General features: G+C 61.4%; 17 protein-coding genes. 10 read left to right on the forward strand and 7 right to left on the reverse strand.

Annotated features, from left to right (window positions below):
- Window positions 1–148 precede the first annotated feature (148 nt).
- The 9 genes from AC245Y_RS25025 (at window position 149) to AC245Y_RS25065 (ending at window position 9,185) form a co-directional block, all read left to right on the forward strand.
- A complete protein-coding gene (locus tag AC245Y_RS25025) occupies window positions 149–1,684 on the forward strand; it encodes a sensor histidine kinase (protein WP_003562423.1) in 1,536 nt (511 codons plus the stop codon).
- Window positions 1,685–1,850: 166 nt separating this feature from the next.
- Window positions 1,851–2,174, forward strand: a complete 324-nt coding sequence (locus AC245Y_RS25030; protein ID WP_003562421.1) for an antibiotic biosynthesis monooxygenase family protein — start codon at window positions 1,851–1,853, stop codon at window positions 2,172–2,174.
- Between the two features lie 146 nt (window positions 2,175–2,320).
- Window positions 2,321–3,331, forward strand: a complete 1,011-nt coding sequence (locus AC245Y_RS25035) for a LacI family DNA-binding transcriptional regulator (RefSeq protein WP_012755682.1) — start codon at window positions 2,321–2,323, stop codon at window positions 3,329–3,331.
- Window positions 3,332–3,373: 42 nt separating this feature from the next.
- Window positions 3,374–4,648: an ABC transporter substrate-binding protein gene (locus tag AC245Y_RS25040; RefSeq protein ID WP_032996977.1), complete on the forward strand. Its 1,275-nt coding sequence runs from the start codon at window positions 3,374–3,376 to the stop codon at window positions 4,646–4,648.
- Between the two features lie 72 nt (window positions 4,649–4,720).
- Window positions 4,721–5,572, forward strand: a complete 852-nt coding sequence (locus AC245Y_RS25045; RefSeq protein WP_012755684.1) for a carbohydrate ABC transporter permease — start codon at window positions 4,721–4,723, stop codon at window positions 5,570–5,572.
- Window positions 5,569–6,426 (forward strand): carbohydrate ABC transporter permease, encoded by an 858-nt coding sequence (locus tag AC245Y_RS25050; RefSeq protein ID WP_012755685.1) that lies wholly within the window; start codon window positions 5,569–5,571, stop codon window positions 6,424–6,426. The genes AC245Y_RS25045 and AC245Y_RS25050 overlap by 4 nt, the downstream gene beginning before the upstream one ends.
- A gap of 13 nt (window positions 6,427–6,439) precedes the next feature.
- Window positions 6,440–7,498, forward strand: a complete 1,059-nt coding sequence (locus AC245Y_RS25055) for an ABC transporter ATP-binding protein (protein ID WP_003562416.1) — start codon at window positions 6,440–6,442, stop codon at window positions 7,496–7,498.
- A gap of 19 nt (window positions 7,499–7,517) precedes the next feature.
- Window positions 7,518–8,786 (forward strand): MGH1-like glycoside hydrolase domain-containing protein, encoded by a 1,269-nt coding sequence (locus tag AC245Y_RS25060; protein ID WP_017996156.1) that lies wholly within the window; start codon window positions 7,518–7,520, stop codon window positions 8,784–8,786.
- A 123-nt stretch (window positions 8,787–8,909) separates the two neighbouring features.
- Window positions 8,910–9,185, forward strand: coding sequence for a ribbon-helix-helix domain-containing protein (locus AC245Y_RS25065; RefSeq protein WP_017996155.1), 276 nt, complete (start codon window positions 8,910–8,912; stop codon window positions 9,183–9,185).
- Between the two features lie 114 nt (window positions 9,186–9,299).
- Here the strand turns inward: AC245Y_RS25065 and AC245Y_RS25070 are convergent, their stop codons facing one another.
- The 7 genes from AC245Y_RS25070 to AC245Y_RS25100 form a co-directional block, all read right to left on the reverse strand.
- Complete coding sequence (locus AC245Y_RS25070; protein ID WP_017996154.1) at window positions 9,300–11,927, reverse strand: AAA family ATPase; 2,628 nt, start codon at window positions 11,925–11,927, stop codon at window positions 9,300–9,302.
- Window positions 11,924–13,048, reverse strand: coding sequence for a metallophosphoesterase family protein (locus AC245Y_RS25075; protein ID WP_017996153.1), 1,125 nt, complete (start codon window positions 13,046–13,048; stop codon window positions 11,924–11,926). Before AC245Y_RS25075 ends, AC245Y_RS25070 begins: the two co-directional genes overlap by 4 nt.
- Before the next feature lie 307 nt (window positions 13,049–13,355).
- Window positions 13,356–14,747: an aldehyde dehydrogenase family protein gene (locus tag AC245Y_RS25080; RefSeq protein ID WP_017996152.1), complete on the reverse strand. Its 1,392-nt coding sequence runs from the start codon at window positions 14,745–14,747 to the stop codon at window positions 13,356–13,358.
- A gap of 1 nt (window position 14,748) precedes the next feature.
- Complete coding sequence (locus AC245Y_RS25085) at window positions 14,749–16,395, reverse strand: acetolactate synthase large subunit (RefSeq protein ID WP_003562409.1); 1,647 nt, start codon at window positions 16,393–16,395, stop codon at window positions 14,749–14,751.
- 95 nt (window positions 16,396–16,490) lie between these two features.
- Window positions 16,491–17,369 carry a DUF6030 family protein gene (locus AC245Y_RS25090; RefSeq protein WP_017996151.1) on the reverse strand — a complete coding sequence of 293 codons (879 nt, stop codon included), beginning with the start codon at window positions 17,367–17,369 and terminating at the stop codon, window positions 16,491–16,493.
- A gap of 426 nt (window positions 17,370–17,795) precedes the next feature.
- On the reverse strand, window positions 17,796–18,518 hold the full coding sequence (locus AC245Y_RS25095; RefSeq protein WP_017996150.1) for a ribonuclease activity regulator RraA: 723 nt from the start codon (window positions 18,516–18,518) through the stop codon (window positions 17,796–17,798).
- Between the two features lie 70 nt (window positions 18,519–18,588).
- Window positions 18,589–19,374: an IclR family transcriptional regulator gene (locus AC245Y_RS25100; RefSeq protein ID WP_003562406.1), complete on the reverse strand. Its 786-nt coding sequence runs from the start codon at window positions 19,372–19,374 to the stop codon at window positions 18,589–18,591.
- Window positions 19,375–19,587: 213 nt separating this feature from the next.
- On the opposite strand from AC245Y_RS25100, the gene AC245Y_RS25105 reads away from it, so the two are divergent.
- On the forward strand, window positions 19,588–21,108 hold the full coding sequence (locus tag AC245Y_RS25105) for an ABC transporter substrate-binding protein (RefSeq protein WP_003562405.1): 1,521 nt from the start codon (window positions 19,588–19,590) through the stop codon (window positions 21,106–21,108).
- Window positions 21,109–21,142 lie beyond the last annotated feature (34 nt).

Raw genomic sequence — 21,142 nt, forward strand, 5'->3', positions numbered from 1 at the left:
GCAATCCTCAGTCGCGCTCTTGAGGGCGCCGAGTCGGGAGCACGGCATAATTTTCGAGAGTCAGAAATCAGCTTATCGGATATGGTTCTAAATGCGTTGCAATGTCACCATCTGGCTGTCGCCGCACAAATGGAAATTGGCCTAAAAGATGATCGGTGGCGATAAATACGTTGGCTCCGTAGGAAAAGCATCGCTCGCGATCATCGCGCTGATGTTTCTGTCACTGACCACCCTTTTGTCGCTCTGGCTCATTTCCAGTTACGAGACAGCTGTTCGCCGGGGCGATGAGCGTGTCAGCGCGGCTTCCAAAATCGTTGCAGCGAACGCGAACTGGTTGAATTCCCTTGCCCGGGAGACCCTGCACCGGATTGATGATGCTCTGGGGCCGAGTATGTCTTTGCCCGGGCCGGATCGCGTGCGCGATCTCGACGCTGCCGTCTACGACCTTCCTCCTCAGGCGACTGCCTATGTCATCGGAGCCGTTGGAGAAACGCTCTACTCAAATGATCGCGATATCCGGCCGGTCAACGTTACGGATCGCGACTACTTCGTTCGGCTGAGAAACGGTGCTGACGAATATACATCGCCGCTGATCATCAGCCGCCTTTCCCAGCGGCAGATATTCGTCTTCAGCCGCAGGCTGGAACGAAATGGCGAGTTCGCCGGCGTCGCCGTGATTGCCTTCGACGCGAGCATCCTAAGGCCAATATGGGACGCGGTGGCGATAGGCGAGAACTCGATTGTCAGCCTCATAAGACGCGACGGGCAACTTATCGCCCGATACCCGGAACCTGCCGGACCAGTCGATATGCGAAACCACAAGCTGTTTACCGACTATATGAGGAAGGCGACATCAGGCACATATCGCTCCGTGTCGCCAGTCGATGATGACGATCGCCTGGTTGGATACCGAATCCTCGAACGCACCCCTTTCGTGGCCATTGCTTCGGCAGATATCCATGTGATCATGCAGCCCTTTTGGGAGGATGCAAAAATCGCGGCTTTGTTGGTCGCTTTCGCCCTCGTCGGCGCTTTGGCCGCTGCATTGTGGATTCAGAACCTGATCAAGGTAGACACATTGCACACCAAGCAGCTTGCGGATGCGTTGCGGTCAAATAAAACGCTCATGCGCGAGATACACCATCGAGTGAAGAACAACCTGCAGACGGTGATGGCCCTGCTGCGCTTGCAGGGTTTTGAACCGGAGGCTGTTCAAAAATTAAATGAGCGCATTTCTGCGATGTCTGCCGTTCACGAGCAGATGTACGGCTTCGACCAGTTTAGCGGAATATCTGCTCGAGAGTTCATTCCATCATTCGTTAGGACGCTCGTCGACGTCCATGGCCGCGCCGTTTCCGTCGACTTTGAAATCGACGACATCGTGATTGCAGCCGACAAGGCAACGCCGTTTGCCCTCTTGCTCAACGAGTTGATTGCCAACAGCATGAAATACGCGTTCGACGGCCGAGCATCCGGAAACATTCGCGTCATGCTGCACGTGACCGAAGGAGAGGAATCCCAACTTACCGTCGCTGACGACGGGATTGGATTCGATGGTCGATCGGACAGCGCCGGGATGGGGACGCGGCTGATTAAAGCCTTCGTCAATCAACTGCATGGCGAGGCGAGATATAGTCGCCTGGAAGGGACGCAGTTTACGGCAACACTCAAGCTTGCCGATTGAGCGAGAGAAGCCACCTCCCTGCCCAAAGCAAGCCTTGGGTTATCCCGCCGTGTCGGGAGCACTTTTCATTGGGTTGGAGCGACACATTTTCCAGATGGCCTGCCGCTCGTGCGGGATTGTTCCTCGCCGTCGGCTTGCTTCGTTCAGATGTCACTGGGAGCAAAACATGACGAATGTTCCAACCATAGCCCGTATCTGGCGTGGCCGCACCAAGCCGGAATTTGCCGATGAATACGAGGCTTACAATCGCGCTGAGGGAATTCCGCCACTGCTTAAGACGGCGCTCGGCGTCCAATTGCTACGCGAAGATCGAAAGGATGAAACATGGTTCACGACGATCTCCTACTGGGCCGACATGCAATCGATGACGGCGTTTACGAAAGGTGATCCGGAGCAGGTTCATCATCTGGCGCGAGATGCAGAACTGCTGTGCGAACTTCCGGAGCGTATCCAGATACACAAGATAGTGGTCCCTCCCAATCTGCGTTGAGAATCCTTGGCCGCTTTCCGAGTCTTGCGCCCTTCCGCTAATCCAAAGATAATCATGGATTCCGGCGCCTCTCATGGAGCCAAAACGTTTTGGCTTGACTCCCAAAACGTTTTGGAGAATCTTTTTCTCAATTCGGGAGGAAGATCTTGGCCAATCTCAAACAGCTCGCGCAATCGCTGGGACTGTCGATCACCACGGTATCGCGGGCGCTCGATGGTTATGCCGATGTGTCGGCCGCCACGCGCGAACGGGTTCGAGAGGCTGCCGACAAGGTCGGCTACCGGCCGAATGCTTCGGCGAGGCGCCTCCGCAGGCAGCGCGCCGAACTGGTTGCGGTCACGCTGCCGAGCGATCCTGGCCATATCGGTCCTCCGCATTTCCTCGATATGTTGTCCGGCTGTGCCGAACACCTTGCCGCTGCCGGCCTCAATCTGGTGATTGCGCCGGTGCCGCGCGGCGAGAGCGAACTCGACATCTGCCGCCGCTTCGTCGATGGCCGCCGCGTCGACGCCATGCTTCTCGTCCGCACCAAACGCAAGGACGAGCGCGTCGAATTTCTGCAGTCGCGCGGCATTCCCTTCGTCACCAACGGCCGCACGGAAAGCCTGCTGTCCCATCCCTATATCGACGGCGACGGTTTTGCCGGCTTTCGAGCCGCGACGCTGCGCTTCCATGCTGCCGGCCACCGCCGTATCGGCCACATCGCCGGCCCGCAGGAATATTACTTCGCACATGACCGCTGCCGTGGCTGGCGGGCGGCGATGGAGGAATGCGGCCTTGCCACCGACCTCTGCGCCGAAGGCGCGCCGTTGGAACAGGGCGGTTATCTCGCCGCACTCGAACTTCTGCGCCAACCCTCGCGTCCGACCGCACTCGTTTGCGCCACCGACGAAATGGCGATCGGAGCGCTCCGGGCGCTACGCGAGGTCGATGGCGGCAACCAGATCAGCATTGTCGGCCATGACGACCTGGCAATGGGCGCCTTCACAAGCCCGCCGCTGTCGACCATGCGCATGACCGGCGAAAACCTCGGCGCGAACTTCGCCTCGCTGCTGCTGCGCGCCATCGCCGGCGAACCTGCCGAAGAACTCCAGGAGCTTCACGCGATCGAATTCGTCGATCGCGACAGCCATCGCCGTCCCGCCAAGGCGGCATAGACAGCCGTGCATCTCAAACAATGAACAATGAAGGAGGAGAAGATGAAACATATCATGTCATTTGGAATTCTGGCTTCCACGGTGCTGGCCTTCGCCTCGCCGGTGCTGGCCCAGACCGTTTTCGTATCCACCCAGCTTCGTCCGATCGAGGAGGCGACCGTCGTTCGCGAGGAACTCCTGAAGGACGTCGGCTCGGTTGACTACGTGGTCGAGGAGCCGCCGCAGTTTGCGGTGCGCATGGAAGCCGAGCGTCAGGCCGGCAAGCACACCGTCAGCCTCGTCGGTGCACTGCATGGCGAGCTCTCGCCGCTCGCCGACAAGGACACGCTCGAGCCGCTTGACGATCTCGCCAAGAAGTTGGCAGCGAGCGGCATGCCGCAGTCGCTGCTCGATCTCGGCAAGCTCGGCAAGTCGACCCAGCAGTACATCCCGTGGATGCAGGCGACCTATGTGATGGCCGCCAAGAAGGAAGCGCTGCAATACCTGCCTGCCGGCGCCGACGTGAACGCGCTGAACTACGATCAGCTGATCGAGTGGGGCAAGAATATGCAGGACGCAACCGGCCAGCCGCAGATCGGCTTTCCCGCCGGCCCGAAAGGCCTGATGGCGCGTTATTTCCAGGGCTATTTCTATCCCTCCTTCACAGGCGGCGTCGTGCGTACTTTCCAGAGTGCCGATGCGGCCGCCGGCTGGGAGAAGCTGAAGGTGCTGTGGGCCTATGTGACACCGAACTCGACCAGCTACGACTTCATGCAGGAGCCGCTCGCGGCCGGCGAAGTCATGGTTGCCTGGGACCACATCGCCCGGCTGAAGAATGCCATTTCCGCCGCACCGGATGATTATGTGGTCTTCCCCGCTCCCGCCGGTCCGAAGGGCCGCGGCTACATGCCAGTCGTCGCCGGTCTCGCCATTCCGAAGGGCGCGCCTGACAAGGCCGGCGCAGAAAAAATCATCGAGCACCTGTCCATGCCGGACACGCAGCTCCTGACCGCCTCCAAGGTCGGCTTCTTCCCGACCCTCAACGTCAAGCTGCCGCCGGATCTCGATGCCGGCGTCGCCCTGCTCGCCGGTGCCGTCACCGCCACCCAGGCCTCCAAGGACGCGGTCATCTCGCTGCTCCCGGTCGGCCTCGGCGACAAGGGCGGCGAGTTCAACAAGGTCTACATGGACAGTTTCCAGCGCATCGTGCTGCAGAACGAGCCCATTGCAGACGTGCTGAAGGCCCAGGGCGCGACGATGGCCAAGCTGATGACCGACACCAAGGCTGCCTGCTGGGCGCCTGACGCCAAGAGCGACGGCCCCTGCCCGGTTCAATAAACCCACTTAGCAAGCGTCCGGGCGAAATGCCCGGACGCTCTTTCACCCCTCTGCTCGTCGAGGCGGGAGCCGATGACCAATAGCCGACCCTGGATCCCCTATCTGCTGATCCTGCCATCCGTCGCCTTCCTGGCACTGCTGTTTGTCGTGCCGCTGGTGCAGACGATCTGGCTGGCGGTGTCGGATAATGGCGCGCCGTCGCTTGCAAATGCCGAGCGCATGGTCACCGACATCAACTTCACCCGCTCGGTGAAAAATACCTTCCTGCTGACGATCGCGGTCGTGCCGGTGCAGATCGCCCTTGCGCTGGCCATGGGCACGATGGTCGCCAAGGTCGGCCGCGGGCGCGAGACGATCCTGTGGATCTGGACGATCCCGCTCGGCATTTCCGATCTCGCCGCCGGTCTCGTCTGGCTGTCGATCCTGCAAAATACCGGCTATCTGAATTCGCTGCTCTTCGGCCTCGGCATCATCAGCCGGCAGGCAAGCTGGCTCTCCTACCAGACGCCGGTCGCGCTCTTCATCGCGATTGCAGTTGCCGAAATCTGGCGCGGCACGGCAATCGTCATGGTCATCATCGTTGCCGGCCTCAACCAGGTGCCGAAGGAGTTCAAGGAAGCCGCCGAAATCTTCGGCGCGGGTCCGTGGACGCGTTTCTGGCGCATCACCCTGCCGCTGATCCGCCCCGCGCTGCAATCGGCGCTGATCCTGCGCACCGTGCTCGCCTTCGAGGTCTTCGCGGTGGTCTATGCGCTCGGCGGGCGCAATTTTCCGGTCCTCGTCGGCGAGGCCTACAACTGGCAAAACCAGAACCAGAATTACAGCGTCGCTGCTGCCTACGCGGTGCTGATCATGATCATCTCGCTTGCCGCCACGCTTATCTATCTCAAAGCCCTGAAGGTCGATCCGGAGCGCCTGCCATGACCACGGATACCATCAGCACGACCACAGACACCCCTAAAGCCGCCAGCTTCGTCTCCTCACGGCGCTGGCTTTTGTGGAGCGGCATCGCCGCCCTATGCGCCTGGGTGCTGGTGCCGATCTATCTGGTGGCGCTCGGGGCGCTCGGTGGTCGCCAGGGCGTCTATGTCTGGCCGAAGACCGGTCTTCCCGCCGGCATATCGCTCGAGCCCTTTTTTCTCTTTCTGAAGACCGAAGGCGTCGTCCAGTCCTTCCTCAATTCGCTGGGGGCAGCCGCCATCACGGTGGCGCTTTCGATCCTGCTCGGCGCGCCGGCAGGTTACGCGCTCGCCCGCTACGATTTCCGCGGCAAGGACAGCTACCGCCTTCTGGTGCTGCTGACCCGCGCCTTTCCGCTGGCGATCCTGGCCTTGCCGCTGACGGTCTCCTTCATCCGGCTCGGCCTCTACGATACGATCCTCGGCGTCGGCCTTATCCATACGGTTCTGGCGCTGCCTTTTGCCGCACTCGTCACCCAGGGCATTTTCCTCGGGGTACCCAAGGAGTTGGAGGAAGCCGCCTGGGTGTTCGGCTGCACCCGCATTCAGGCCTTCTTCAAGGTGGTGGCACCCTTGGCCCTGCCGGGCATCGTCGCGACCGCCGTCTTTGCCTTCGTCATCTCGTGGAACGAGGTTTTTGCCGCCTCGGTACTGACGGTGCGCAACCGCACGCTGACCGCCTACCTGCTGACCGTGCTTTCGGAAAGCCCGATGCATTACCGCTTTGCCGGGGGCCTGATGCTCATCCTTCCATCGGTTGTCTTCATCTTCGCGGTCAGGCGCTACCTCTTCGCGATCTGGGGCATTTCCTCCAAATAACGGGACCAGAGATATGGCCAACATTGTCATCGACCGCATCCGCAAGAGCTTCGGAGCCTTCCAGGCGCTGAAAGAGGTCTCGCTGACGATCAACGACGGCGAATTCGTCTCGCTGCTCGGTCCGTCCGGCTGCGGCAAGACCACGCTGCTGCGCATCATCGCCGGCCTCGAGACCGCAACATCGGGAGATATCCGCATCGGCGACAAGTCGGTGATCGGCTTGCCTCCCAAGGATCGCGGCCTTGCGATGGTCTTCCAGAACTACGCCGTCTTTCCGCACATGACGGTCTATGAGAACGTCGCCTTCGGACTGCGGATGCAGAAGGCCGACGACGCCAGGGTGAAGGCGCAGGTCGAGAAGGCCGCCGGCCTCCTGCATATCGAGCAATATCTCGACCGCTACCCGAACAAGCTTTCCGGCGGCCAGCGCCAGCGCGTCGCGGTCGCTCGCGCCCTTGCCGTCGAACCGAAGGTTCTGCTGATGGACGAGCCGCTTTCGAACCTCGACGCGCTGCTCCGCCTCGAAATGCGCACCGAACTCAAGACGGTGCTGCAATCGGCCGGCACCACGACGATCTACGTCACCCACGACCAGACCGAAGCCATGGGCCTTTCCGACCGCATTGCCGTCATGCATGGCGGCGTGGTCGAACAGGTCGGCCATCCGGTCGAGATCTACAACCACCCGGCGACACGTTTCGTCGGCGGCTTCATCGGCAACCCGCCGATGAATTTCATCAAGGTGCCGGTGACAAACAGCCAGGTGGCGGCAGGCGCCGTACAGCTTGTCGCGCCGCGGGGGTCCGGCAATGAAGTGATCCTTGGCCTGCGCGGCGAAGCCGTCGAACTCGCGCCGCTGCCGCAGGGTCTCGAAATGCGGGTGCGCGTTGCCGAACCGATGGGCTCGCACCTGCTTCTGACCGGCTCGATCCACGACCAGCCGGTGCGCGTCATCCTGCCGGCCTCGGAGACCGTAAAGAGCGGCGACACGATCGGTCTGAAGCTCGACCAGAAGCGCATCACCTGGCTTTCACCCGAAAGCGGCAAGTCCTTTCCGGCCCTCTTGGCCTAAGAATACCGGAGCATCCGACATGAACATGCATACCGACCAGGCGAAGCGCATCCTCGCCGCCAACGATCGCGGCGGCTATACCGTGCCGACCGACCGGCTCTACCCGTTCCAGTGGAACTGGGATTCGGCCTTCGTTGCCATGGGCTTTGCGCTCTACGATACCGACCGCGCCTATCGCGAGCTGGAGCGGCTGGTCGAGGGCCAGTGGGCTGATGGAATGATCCCGCATATCGTCTTCCATGCGCCAAGCGATACTTACTTCCCGGGACCGAACGTCTGGCGCACGAGACACGCTATCCCGACCTCCGGCATAACCCAGCCGCCGGTCTTTGCGATTGCGCTGCGCAAGCTGCATGAAGCCGCCGGCAAGGATGGCGAAGCGCGCACCCTGCCCCTCTACGTGGCGGCGCTGAAATGGCATCGCTGGTGGTATTCGGCGCGCGACCCTGAAGGCACGGGGCTCATAGCACTCCTGCATCCCTGGGAAAGCGGCAGCGACAATTCTCCCGCCTGGGACATCGCGCTCGCCCGAGTGCCGACCAATACCGATACGCCTGTGGTGCGCAAGGATACCGGTCATGTCGATGCCGATATGCGCCCGCGCGACGAGGATTACCGCCGCTTCATCCATCTCGTCGATACCTATGCCGCCTGCGGCTGGGATCCGGCGCGGCAATGGGAAAAGGCGGCGTTCAAGGTCGCCGAGATCCAGACGACCGCAATCCTGCTCAAGGCGGGCGAAGATCTGGAACACCTTGCCCGCCTGTTTGGGCGGACCGATGACGCGATCGAGATCGCTGCCTTCAACGACCGCAGCCGCAAGGCGATAGTGGCCCAGTGGCGGCCGGAGCTTGTCCGCTTCGTCTCGCGCGACCTGATCTCCGGCGAAGATGTCGAAGCCGCCACGCAAGCCGGCTTCATCCCCCTCCTCTCGCTGGACCTCGACAAGCAGGTTGCGGACGCCCTGGTCTCCGAAATGAAGGCCTGGTCCAAGGATCTCAAGGTTGCCTTCCCCACGACCAAACCCGGCATCGCCAGTTGGGAGCCGAAGCGCTACTGGCGCGGCCCCGCCTGGGCGATCATCAATTGGCTGCTGATCGACGGCCTTAAGCGCAATCGCTACGCGGATGTCGCCGAAGAGCTGCGGCAATCCACCATCGCAGCGATCGAAACGGAAGGTTTCGCCGAATATTTCGACCCGGTCACCGGCCAGGGCTGCGGTGGCCTCGGCTTTTCCTGGACGGCTGCCGCCTATCTATGGCTTGAGCGAGGCGTCGTCCTCGCCTGAGTGTAGAGCCGCGCCCAACTAAGCCGTTTCTACGATTGGCTTAACCCCTCCAGGTCGCCTAAATGTAAAGTGTATGATTTAATCATACACTTTGTTATAAGGAGATAACCGAGGACACACACTATGCGTACAACCCAACCCCTCACCATCACCCTTCCATTGGAAATGGCGCAGATGGTGAAGGCCAAAGTCAGCTCCGGCGAATATGCGACCGAGAGCGAAGTCATCCGCGACGGCCTGCGCACCTTGGCCGCCCGCGACGCCGCCGTTGAGAAATGGCTGCGAGACGAGGTCGTGCCTACCTATGACGAGACGAAAGCCCACCCCGAGCGCGGCCTTTCTGCCGAGGACGTCGGCCGGCGGCTCGATGCCCGTATGGCCGCTCACGCCAAGAAATAGCGCAGGGCATGAACTACAACGTCATTTGCGCCCAAGGCGAGCGACGACCTCGAAAGCTTGCACCCGAACCTTCATCCAACTGCGATTGAAGTTTCAGCGGCTCAGGACCTCTCCCTAATCCGGCTGCCACGGCTGCATGGTGAGCACATTGCCGCCCAGCTTGGCGAAGGCGCGCTGGCGGCAGGAGAAGACGAGGATCTGCTGGTCGCGCGATTGGCGGTGCAGCGCATCGAACATCCGCTCGATTCGGTCGTCGTCGGAATAAACAAGCGCATCGTCGAGGATGACAGGCGCCGGCCGGCCATCGCGGGCAAGCAGCCGGGCGAATGCGAGGCGGGTCAGCACCGAGAGCTGCTCCCGCATGCCGCCGCTCAGCCGGTCGACATCTTCGTCCAGACCGTTGCGGCGCACGATCTGCGGCAGCAAGGTGTCGCCGTCGAAGGTGATCGAGATGTCGTCGAACAGCAGGCCGAGCAGCGGGGCTAGTTCGCTCATGACCGGCTTGAGATAGAGGTCACGCGCCGCCGCGCGCGTCGCCGTCAGCGCCTTGCGCAAGCGATCGAGCACGCCGACCTCCGTCTCGAAACGCTTCACCTGTTCGCGCGCCGCTGCCAGAGAATCGCGCGTTTCCGACCAGTTTTCTTCCAGCGCACTGTCCGAACGGGTGCGGATCTGACCGCCGAGATCAGCAAGCTCTTCGCGGAGCCTGGCAATTTCGCGGCCTGCGGCGTCGGCGACCGAGCGCGCCCTGGCAAGGGCGGCCTCTGCGCCTGCGAGGTCCCGCCCTGTCCTGCGCAAAGGCGCGGCCCGAAGTTCGACAGCATCGACCTGCTCTCTGGCGCTGGAAAGTTTTATGGCGAGGTCCTGCTGCAATTCAGTTCGGCCGGACTCGGGGCCGATGACCGCTTCGATGGCCTCGAGTTCCTGGCCAAGCCTGGCGTGCTCGGTCTGCGCGCGCAATATGGCCTCGCCGGCTTCCGTGCGCATCATTGACGCCTCCCGCGCCCGGTTGCGCGCCAGTTCGATGCGCCGTGTCGCATCCGCGAGACCGGCACGCACCTCTTCCGGGTTGGCGTCGAGTTCGACCGCACCCTGGCTGAGTTCGGCAAAGCGTGCGGCGTCGAGGTGAAGTGCGTCAATGCCATTCGGGGCGAGATCGGCGAGCCGCTGGCGCGCCCGCACCAGTTCCTCCTGCTTGTTCCGCGCGGCAATTTCGCGCTGCCGCGCCGCCCGCAGACTGTCGATACCGAGCTTGGCAAGCAATGTTTGGCGCATGGCTTCCGCGGTCTCCAGCGCCCCATTGTGATCGGCCTGCCGGTTGGAATGGATGGTCAGGGTGCCGACGCCTGCTATGTCGAGCCTCGCCATCCCGGCAAAGCTCTTATCCTCGCCCCCAATCAAAGGCTGGCGGTCCATGCTCACCAATCCGGAGACGTCCTTCAGGTAATCGATCCGGAGCGTGGGAAGGCCGACTTCGGCGGCTGCGCGCAAGCCGACGATCTTGATGTCCAGCGCTTCAAGCCGTTCGATGGCATCGGCTGGAATGGCGAGCAATGCATGCGCCGCATCCCCATCCTCGATCTGCTGGCGCGCGGCTTCCGCCTGTTCGAGACGCAGGCGGACCTCGGCCAAGCGCTCTGCGGCGTGGCGTGAACGTAGCGCTGCCTCGATCCGCGCGAGAAGTTCGCGGTTTACCCGCTCCTCCTCTTCGGCCGCCTGAACCTCCGCCGTTGCAGCCTCGCTTTCAACAAGCGATGCCGTGCGTCGCTCGGCTGCATTTGAAAGGTCCTTTTCCGCCAAGGCGAAACGCCGCGCGAGTTCGCCGCTGCGGTTCAATGCTGCGTGGAAGCGGTCGAATGCCTGCTGCGCGTCGTCGCGGCGGCTGGCGGCCAAGGCAGCCTCGGCATCGAGCGCTTTGAGTTCCCTGTCATGCAGTTTAGCAGCTCCGAGCGCCGACTCGGCATTGGCAATCGCGGTCTTCCGGCCGGCCTCCTCATCGGAGTTTTCCAGTTCGCTGAGTCTCGCCTGCACTGAGCGGCGGCGATCGAGCGCGCCGTGCAGCATCTCCACCTCCTTGGCCAGCCGCGCCTCCTCCGCCTGCAGCCGGTCACGCTCCTCGAGCGCGGCGGCAAAGCGGCCTCCGGTCTTTGGCCGGAGCGTCGCGGTGACCAGGCGATTGAGTTCATCCTCGCAGGCTTCGAGCACCGCCGACATGCGCCGTCCGCCCGTCAGCGCCTCCACCTCTCCCTGCACCGAAGTCAGCAGGCTTTCTCGCACCCGCTTGTCGTTCTCTTCCTCGCTCTTGCTACGATTTTCGATGCCGGTGATGCCCTGGCGCACCCAGAGCAGGCCTGCCGGGCCGGCAGTTCCGCCGGAAATGAGATCGCCGATGAAAGCCTCGGCCTCGTCTGCCTGGGCGACGATCCGGCCGCTGCCGAGATCGGTGACGCTGGCGCGCCGTCCGCTATGGAACTGCTTGGTCAGGCGGTAGCGGCCGGCTTCGATCGTGATGTCGGCCTCGACGATCGGATTGCCGCCGCTATAGGGGCGCAGCATCTGCACGCTCTTTGGATTACCGCTGTGCGGCTGGAAGAACAGAGCATGCAGCGCCTCAAAACAGGTCGATTTGCCATGTTCGTTGGCGGCGCTCAGCACATTGACGCCGTCGGCGATTCCTTCGACGGATATGCCGCGGCCGGCGAAGCGTTTGACATTGTGAAGGCGAAGAGCGTTAAGTTTCATCGATCAATCGCCTCGCAATAGGAAAACAGGCGGATCAATGCCTCGCGCGCCACGCCCCTGTCATCGCCGGAGCGGGATTGGTCGAGGCTTTCGGAAAGCAGCAATTCCGCAGCATCGCGCAACGCGCCGGCTCGGTCGATGGTCTCGAGATCATCGCTCTCACAGTCGGTCCCCAGAAGGTCGGTATCGATCTCCAGATGCGCAAATTCCGGCGCGACCTGCTCCAACAGGCTGATCATTGCCGTCCGCCCGTTCAACCGGGCACGGCCGGACAGCGCGACGCGCAACAGGGTTTGTCGCCGCGCGAACGGTTCCGGCAGCGCGGCCTTCAGCGCTTCAACACCGTCTTCCGATGCCAGCAGCGGAAGCTGTAACGTCTGCCAGGAAAAGCTGGCGGTCGTCACCGCTGTCGTCGTCGGCATCGCTCCCTGCCCGGCAATGGAAACAACCATCGCCTGCCCCGGCCGGTCATGCTTGAAACGGTCGGGCTCGGGAGCGCCGCTGTAATATGTTCTGGCGTCCACCGCTACCGATCCGTGCCAATCGCCGAGAGCCATATAATCGAGGCCGGCCAGCGCCGCGCGGTTCGGCGCAATCACGTTGGTGGCCGTGGCATCCTCCGAGAATTCCTGGATTGGGCCATGGGCGAGGCCGATGCGGATAGAGCCATCAGGTGTGGCAGCACCCGTCATCCATTCGGTCAGGTCGCGGCCCGGCCTCCTGGTCGTGCAAGGCGCCGGCAGCAGGATGACACCAGGTTCAAGCGGAAGGGGCGCCGCCTCCGTCGCCAGGATGACATTGTCGGGCACCACGCCGCGCGCCGCACTCCAGAGTTGGTCCGCCAGCAGCGAATCGTGATTGCCCGGAAGCAGCACCCAGCGCAGCGAAGCATTCCGGGCCATCTCACCAAGCGCTTGCCGAAGCACGGCCGGCGTCGGCGTCTCGGTATCGAAGGTGTCGCCGGCGAGCAGGATGACATCCGTCCCATGCTCTCGTGCCGCGCTGGCAAGCCTGGCGATGACACCATGCCGCGCCTCGCGCAGGCGCCCTCTCAAATCCTCCGGAAGATTGCCAAATCGCTTGCCAATATGAAGGTCCGAACTGTGCAGGAAGGAAAACATTAATCAGCCATGTTTGCGATGCGCCGCGAGCTTTCGAGCATGGCCAAGGACCTCTCGTCCACAGTTTCATGATTCCGTTGTTCCGAGGCAGACCATGCCTCCCGGCTATGGGCGAGGCAAGTCCATCCTGGCCGAGCAAGCAGTTATCCAATGTTTGTCTAATTTTGGGCGGTGCACGACACCCATCCCGTAGCCCTACAAGAATTAGGCAGACGCGGTGACCCGCCACGCGGCGAAGGCATCGTCTATTATCCAAGGGTTTTACCTGCCGATGGAAATCGAACGGTTGATCCCATGATCGCCGCCCCTAAGTCACCTGGTTGAATACCACCATCTTGTCGTCGGCCATTTCTTCCATCGTCCAGGGAATGCCGCCGACGCCGTATCCTGACTGTCTGCGTCCGGCGAAAGGCATCCAATCGGTGCGGAACGCGGTGTGGTCGTTGACGAGAACGGCCGATGCATCCAAATGTTTTGCCGCCCTGAGAGCAATCGCTATGTCGGCGGAAAAGACGCTCGCCTGGAAGGCATAGGGCAGCGAGTTGGCAATGCCGATCGCTTCGTCGAGGTCGCGGTAGCCGTAGACGCAGGTCAGCGGTCCAAAGACCTCGAGCATGGATACTTTCGCTTCAGTAGGCGGGTCCAGCAAAACCGAAGGCAGAAGTGTCGTCTCGGACATCCGACCGCCGCCGATCTGCCTGGTTCCGGCGTCCGTCGCCTCCTTGATCCAGGCGGCGACGCGGTCTGCCTCGCGTGGCAGGATGAGCGGCCCTACCTCGGTTTGCGTAAGCGTGGGATCGCCGACATGCAGAGCTGCCACCCTGGCAGCGAGAGCCTCGGTGAAGGAAGCCAGAATATCTTCATGCACGAAGAGACGCTGGGCCGACACGCAGACTTGCCCGGCGTGATAATAGCCACCTTTGACAATGGTGCCGACGATCGCATCGACATTGGCGCTGCGGTCGACGATGACGGGTGCCGCTCCACCGTGCTCAAGCGCGCATCGGGTCCCCGGCGGCAGCTTGCCCTTGAGGTACCAGCCGACCTTGGCGGAACCGATGAAGCTCAAAAACGCGACGCGGCGATCGGTTGCAAAGGCTTCGGCAAGCGCGTTGTCCTCGGTGATGAGGGTCTGGCACCAGCGCTCATCGAGACCTGCCTCCCAGAACAGCTTGACGATCTCGATGCAGGAAATCGGCGTCGTTGCCGCCGGCTTCACGATAACCGGGCAGCCGACCGCGATCGCCGGCGCGATCTGGTGGATGATGAGATTGAGCGGATGGTTGAAGGCCGAGATCGCCGCCACGACGCCGATCGGCTCCTTGGTGGTGAAAGCCCATCTGTTGGCGCTGGCCGCAGTCAGCCCCATGGGGATTTCCTTGCCGCCGAAATTGCGCAGCTCGTCCGCCGCATTGAGGAGGCCGTCGATCCCGCGCGTCACCTCGATGATCGCATCCGTCAGCGGCTTGCCGCCTTCACGGGCGATCATCATCGCAAAACGATCGCGGTTCTCCTGCAAAAGCGCCGACGCCTTTCTGAGGACCGCCATCCGCTGATGCGCGGGCAGCCAGCCGTCGCGATCGGCGAAGGCGTTGGCGGCGATCTGAAGCTTGCGTTCGAGTGCGGCCGCGTCATCGGCCGGCAGCTCTGCAATCGGTTCGCGGTCGAACGCCTGGTAGACCTTCATGGCAAGCGGCATCTCAGGCCTCCAATATCTGGGGGAGCCGTTCACGAAGCTCCTTCACCAGCACGCGTTCGTTCTCCGAATAGTCGACAGGAACGTTCACCAGATGGACGCCGCCTCCGGCGAACGCCTCTTCGAGAACCTGTTTGAACTGGCCGATATCGTCGACCCTGGTTCCCTTGGCGCCGTAGGATTCGGCATATTTCACGAAGTCGGGATTGCCGAAAGTCATCCCGAAATCCGGGAACTCGTCCACCGCCTGCTTCCAGCGGATCATGCCATAGGCATTGTCCTCGATCACGAGGACAACGAGATTGAGTTTCAGCCGGACGGCGGTTTCGAGTTCCTGGGAATTCATCATGAAGCCGCCGTCACCGCAGATCGCCATGACGCGCCGCTCCGGGTAGAGCATCGAGGCAACCATCGCAGACGGCAGCCCGGCTCCCATGGTCGCAAGAGCGTTGTCGAGCAGCAGCGTGTTCGCCATCCGCGTCCGGTAGTTTCGCGCGAACCAAATCTTGTACATGCCGTTGTCGAGCGCCAGGATGCCGTCATGCGGCATCACCTCTCTTATATCGTGAACCAGCCGCTGTGGCGTGAAGCGATCCTCCGTCGCCCGCGCGGCGATACGCTCGAGAATGCGCTCGCGCAGATGAAGAAGCGCTTGCGCGTTTGGTAGCTTGCCCTCGAGGCGATCGGCCAGCGCCTTCAGAGAGGGGCCGATGTCGCCGATGACTTCGGATTGCGGGAAATAGACCTGCTCGACGGTCGCCGGCTGATATCCGATATGGACGACCTTCGGGCCGCTCTTGCCCATGATGAACGGCGGCTTCTCGATGGTATCATGGCCGATCGTGATGATCAGGTCGGCCTGTTCGATGGCCTCATGGACATAATCCCGCTCCGACAGCGCGGCGGTGCCCATATAAAGCTCGGTTCCGCCGGGAACCGTTCCCTTCCCCATCTGGGTGGTAAAGAACGGAATGCGCGTACGGATCACAAACTGCGCAATATCCGATGTCGAGCGTGGACGAGAGGCGGCGGCCCCGAACATCAGAAGCGGACGTTTGGCTGCGGCAATGAGTGCAGCGGCGCGGTCGAGAGCCGCGTCGCTTGCCGTCGGCAATTCGAGCTGATGCGGCGCAATCAGCGCCACCTCCTGGCATTCCTCGGCCGCGATATCTTCCGGAAGCTCGAGATGGACCGGACCCGGCCTTTCCTCCTGGGCTATGCGGAACGCCTCCCTGACCGTCGTCGGGATCATCTGCGGCGACACGATCTGCCTTGCGAGCTTGGTCAGCGGCTTCATCGACGCGACGACGTCGACCACCTGGAAACGTGCCTGGCGGGACGAGAGGATCCCCTTCTGACCGGTGATCATCACCATCGGCATCGCACCGAGCAAGGCATATGCGGCACCCGTCGAGAGGTTGAGGGCACCCGGCCCGAGCGTCGTCAGGCAGACGCCGGGCTTTCCAGTCAGGCGGCCATAGGTCGCGGCCATGAATGCCGCCGCCTGTTCATGCCGGGTGAGCACGAGCTCAATCGACGACTTGCGGATGGATTCGACGACGTCGAGGTTCTCTTCGCCGGGAATGCCGAAAATGCGGTCGACACCTTCGTTTTCAAGCGCTGCCACTAGAAGATCGGAGCCTTTGGTCATGGATGTGTGCCCGTGCTGTTTGGTTTGAGACTTCCAGAAAGGAAGGTCCTTCGAAGATATGTTCTTTTCCGGGGCTGTCCATGCGTTCGGCGGCTTCAGCCGCAGTTCCAGCTTGATCTCGGACCGTGACGGGTGCTTGAGCCGTCATCGAGCGCTGGCTGATATGGACGTTCCCGAGCGCTCCCTGAGGAGGAAGCTCGCCGGAGCACTGCGGGCATTTGGAGCCAGCGCTCAGTCGAAAAATACGACTTGGTCTTCACCTGCGAATTTGAAGTTGCCTTAAGACCAAGAACAAAATTGAAGATATTTGCGCCGCCGGCCTCGCGCGTGAAGCTGAGATAGGAGCCGAATCGTTCGGATTCAACGTTTTGAAGGTTTCGGATCGAGGCAAGAGTATCCTCGAAATCACGCCAGCACGCCTGCTTCACGATGATCTCGAAAATGCGAAGGGTGGCCGGGGAGAGACGTCCCTGGGCGTCGGTCGTCGGCCCGATGATCTTGGCGCGGATCTCAAGAATATCGCCCATTTCATCTCCACGAACCTTAACGAAGGTCGAGCTGAGTGGACGCACCTCGTCGCGTTCGTAGATCCGCTGAAAATAACACTCAAAGCTGCGATTGCGCATCGATGCGGCTTTCCATTCGCTCATATCGACGCCGGCTTCTCGAAGAGCAGCGCAAAAGTTCGACCCCGAGACGCGCCACATCCGCAGAAACTGACTTGCCAACTCCAGCTTCGGGACCTCGATCAGCTGCAGCGGTATCGGCGTCGACGGGAGGGGAGAAGGAGCCGCTGGATCAGGGCGGGCGGCGATGCGAGATGATCGGGCAGCCTTATTGACAGTTCGATTTTCGAAGGGGCCGACCGGATCTTCGAGGTGATGGATTTCACGGTAAAAAACGACGGTGCCTGCAAGAAGCAAAATTAATATCAAAAGCCCTGGCCAAAGCAGGGACCAGCGGTTCCTCGGCATTGGGAAATTCCGGTGCCAAGGCGGGCTGTCTCGAGGAGGATCGACTGCTGATGGCACTTTATCCACGGCGCGACCTCACAAGCAAACAGGAGCGGCTGTGAGTTCGAGCTCAATCACTCTTGATCCTATTTGCGACCAACCGGTGTCGGTCGGCGCGTTGACCAATCAGCTCTGCTGACGACTCCCCCTGAGATGAGCAACGGATGCGAAAAACGGTACAGTCTGTCCGACTCACCTTCGACGCTGCAAGTGTGAAGTCGCGTGAGTGGAGCGTCAAGCATCAACCCCAGTGGATGGCGCTCGTCCCCTAATATTCACGTGGCGGCTTTGCAATGTCGGCAGCAACGTCGAGCGTTTCACAAGAAGCAACGCAGGGGTTAGTCTGCGAGCAGACGCAGCCTTAGACAATGCTTTGAAGCAATGGTGTCATGCGGTCATATGACGCGCTTGGCGCCAGGCCTGATAACGCTCCAGGGTCTCCTTGTTGGGCGGGTATACGCCCAAGGTCGATTTGCCTGATTCGATTTCCAGCTTGAGAAACTCTTCCTGCTCCTCCATCGCGACGGCTTCTTCGGCAATGTCGTCGACATATTCCCGCGGAATAACGATCACCGCTTCGCTGTCGCCGAAGATGATGTCATCGGGGTAAACGGCAACGCCGCCGCAGGCGATTGGCTGGTTCATGTCCGAGGCGTGGTGGGCAACCAGGTTCGCCGGCGCTGCCGGTCCCATGCAGTAGGTCGGGAGGCCCAACTGCGCGATATCGGCCGTATCGCGGACGCCGCCGTCGAGCACAAGACCGACGGCGCCACGATAGACGAGACGACGGGCGAGCATGGCGCCAATGCCGGCGACTTCCGCCAAGGAGCGGCAATCCAAGACGAGAACATGGCCGTCGGGGATCGTATCGATGGCCTTGCGCTGTTGATTGGATGGATCCGAACTGTAAGTCGAAGCGTCGATATCTTCGCGCGCGGGGATGTAGCGTACGGTGACGGCCGGGCCGATCATCGGCCTGCCGGCGCTCGCCAGCGGCCGCACGCCGCGAACCGCGGTGTTCTTCAAACCACGCTTCAGCAACAGGGTGCTGAGACTTGCAGAATTCGTCCGCAAAAGCTTTGCGTAAACTGATGGGTCCAAAACCGTCATGAGATCCTCCATTGTCCGGTGGAAGCTCTAGCACAAGGAATAGAGAGTTCAATAGAGAATTTTATGTTTCTTATTTGGATAAAGGCTGTTTGCCATTAATCGCCTTTGTCAAGATGGCGGCACCCTCCACAACCTCGCGCTTGATTGCGCGCGCCCTGTCTGGGGTGGCTTCACCGATAAACGGGACGCTGATCGTTGCCACAAGTCGACCCTCGGAATCGAAGACAGGCGCGGCAAAGGCCCGGAGGCCAAGGTTGGATTCCTGGTTGTCCTCAGCGCATCCATTGCGCCGAATTTCAACGAGTGCTTCCTTTAGCGCCTCCGGATCGGTAATCGTATATGGCGTCTTTCCTTCCAGTCCGACGCTGCAATAGGCCTCGATGTCACCGTAGTCTGAATAGGCAAGCGCTAGCTTGCCGGCGGCGCCGACATGTTTAGGCGAGCGACTGCCGACCTTGATGAAGAGCGAATAATCGCCGGGACTGGAGGCTGCAAATATCGTCATCATCTCGTTGCCTTCGGGGGCGGCCAGCCTGAAGGATTCGAAAATGCGGTCAGCCGCAGCCGTCAGGATCGGCCTTGCCGCCTCGATCACCGTTGCCCTGTCGGCGCCAGGCGAGATGCGGCGCGCAAGCTCGACGAATTTTGGCCCCAGCTCGTAGGACGCTCCACCATTCACCCGCGCCACAAGCCCATGCGCGGCCAATGAATTGAGGATCCGGTAGACGGTCGAACGCGGAACTCCAAGCTGATCAACCAGCGCGGCCAGGGAAATTCCCGTCCTCGCATCGGCGACTGCCTCGAGCAGGTGGGCGGTCTTTTCGACGATGGGTGAGCCATGCTTTGGTTCAATCATGAACTTAGAATTCCATATGAGAATTATAATATTGACTTCGCCGGACCGAGCGAGCATGCTTGGCGGCGTAAGTGTCACATTTGACACTACGCGCTTGGCGGAGGAAGTAAAGCCATTTGGATAACCGCTGCGGCGGTGCTCAACCGGGTGGTTTTCACAAGACGGCACTGCGATGGACAGGATGCCGCTCGTTTGGTCTGGAGGAGGGATTTCATGAAGAAGATGAAGGCAATTGGTGCGCTGAGCATCGGACTGGCATTTCTGCTGGGTCCGGGCAGCGCAATTCGCGCCGACGCTGCCTCGGATAAGCTGACGGTCGTGGTGACCGACGAACCGAAGTCGCTCGATCCCTGTGACACCGACCTTTCGGGCAATTCTCGCATTCTGCACAACAACATCACCGAAGCGCTGGTCAATCTGAGCCCGGCCGACGGATCAGTCGTCCCGAGCCTTGCCGCCAGCTGGCGGCAAGTGGACGAGCTGACCTGGGAATTCAAGCTCCGCGACGACGTCACCTTCCACGACGGCAAGGCGTTTGATGCCAGTGCAGTCGTTGCCGCTCTCAAGCGGGCGCAGGATCCGGCACTGGCCTGCGAAGTCGGACTTGCGACGCTGAAGGGCGTCAAGTTCAATGCAGAAGCGGTGAACCCCACCACCCTCCTCATCAAAACGGATATCGTCGAGCCGATCCTGCCGAACAAGATGTCCGCCGTGGACATCGGTTCGCCGGCGACCCCGAACGACGGCAAGTCGCGCTCCCCGGCCGGAACCGGACCTTACAAGCTTGCAGCGTGGACGCCCGGGCAATCGGTCGACCTCGTGGCCTATGACGGCTATTGGGGCGACAAGCCGGCGATCAAGAACGCGACCATCATCTGGCGCGCCGAATCCGCTGTTCGCGCGGCAATGGTCGCCACCGGTGAAGCGCAGATCGCCTATGAAATAGCACCCCAGGACGGCACGACGGAACAGGATCATGCCTTCCCGAACGCCGAAACCTCGCTGCTGAGGATCGACGCAGAAATTGCGCCACTCAACGACAAACGCGTGCGCGAAGCCCTTAATCTTGCGATCGACCGGGACGGACTTGTCGGCACCATCTTCCACCAGGATGCCCAAAAGGCGATGCAGGCGGTGCCGCCGTCCGTCTTCGGCTTCAATCCCGACATCCCCGTCTGGACGTATGATCTCGAAAAAGCGAAGTCCCTGCTCGCCGCGGCGAAAGCCGATGGCGTGCCGGTTGACAAGGAAATCGTCATCTACGGCCGCATCGGCATCTATCCCAATTCGTCCGAAAGCCTGGAAGCCATTCAGGCGATGCTCGCGGATGCAGGTTTCAATGCCCGGCTCGAAATGCTTGAAACAAGCCCGTGGCTGAAGAAGCTTCTTAAGCCCTGGGACAAGGAACGTCAGCCGTCGATCCTGCAGACGCAGATCGACAACACCGAAGGCGACGCCGTATTCACGCTGCCGAACCGTTTTACCACCGACGGCAACCAGTCGACCATCGCCGATGCCAAACTCGACACATTGATTGCCGACGCGTCGAAGGCAACCGGCGACGAACGCAAGAAACTGTTCGAGGAGGCCTTCAGCTACATCGCCGTCGATGCGGTCAATATCGTGCCGCTGTTCCACATGGTCACGATTGCCCGCGTCGCCGAGAACGTCACCTACACGCCCGATGTGCAGGCCGGCAACGAGATCAAGCTTAAATCGATCAGCTACCGCTGACGGCGCAGACTGGTTGCCGAACGTCCCTTGAGGA

It is taken from the genome of Rhizobium sp. SRDI943 (assembly GCF_057653695.1).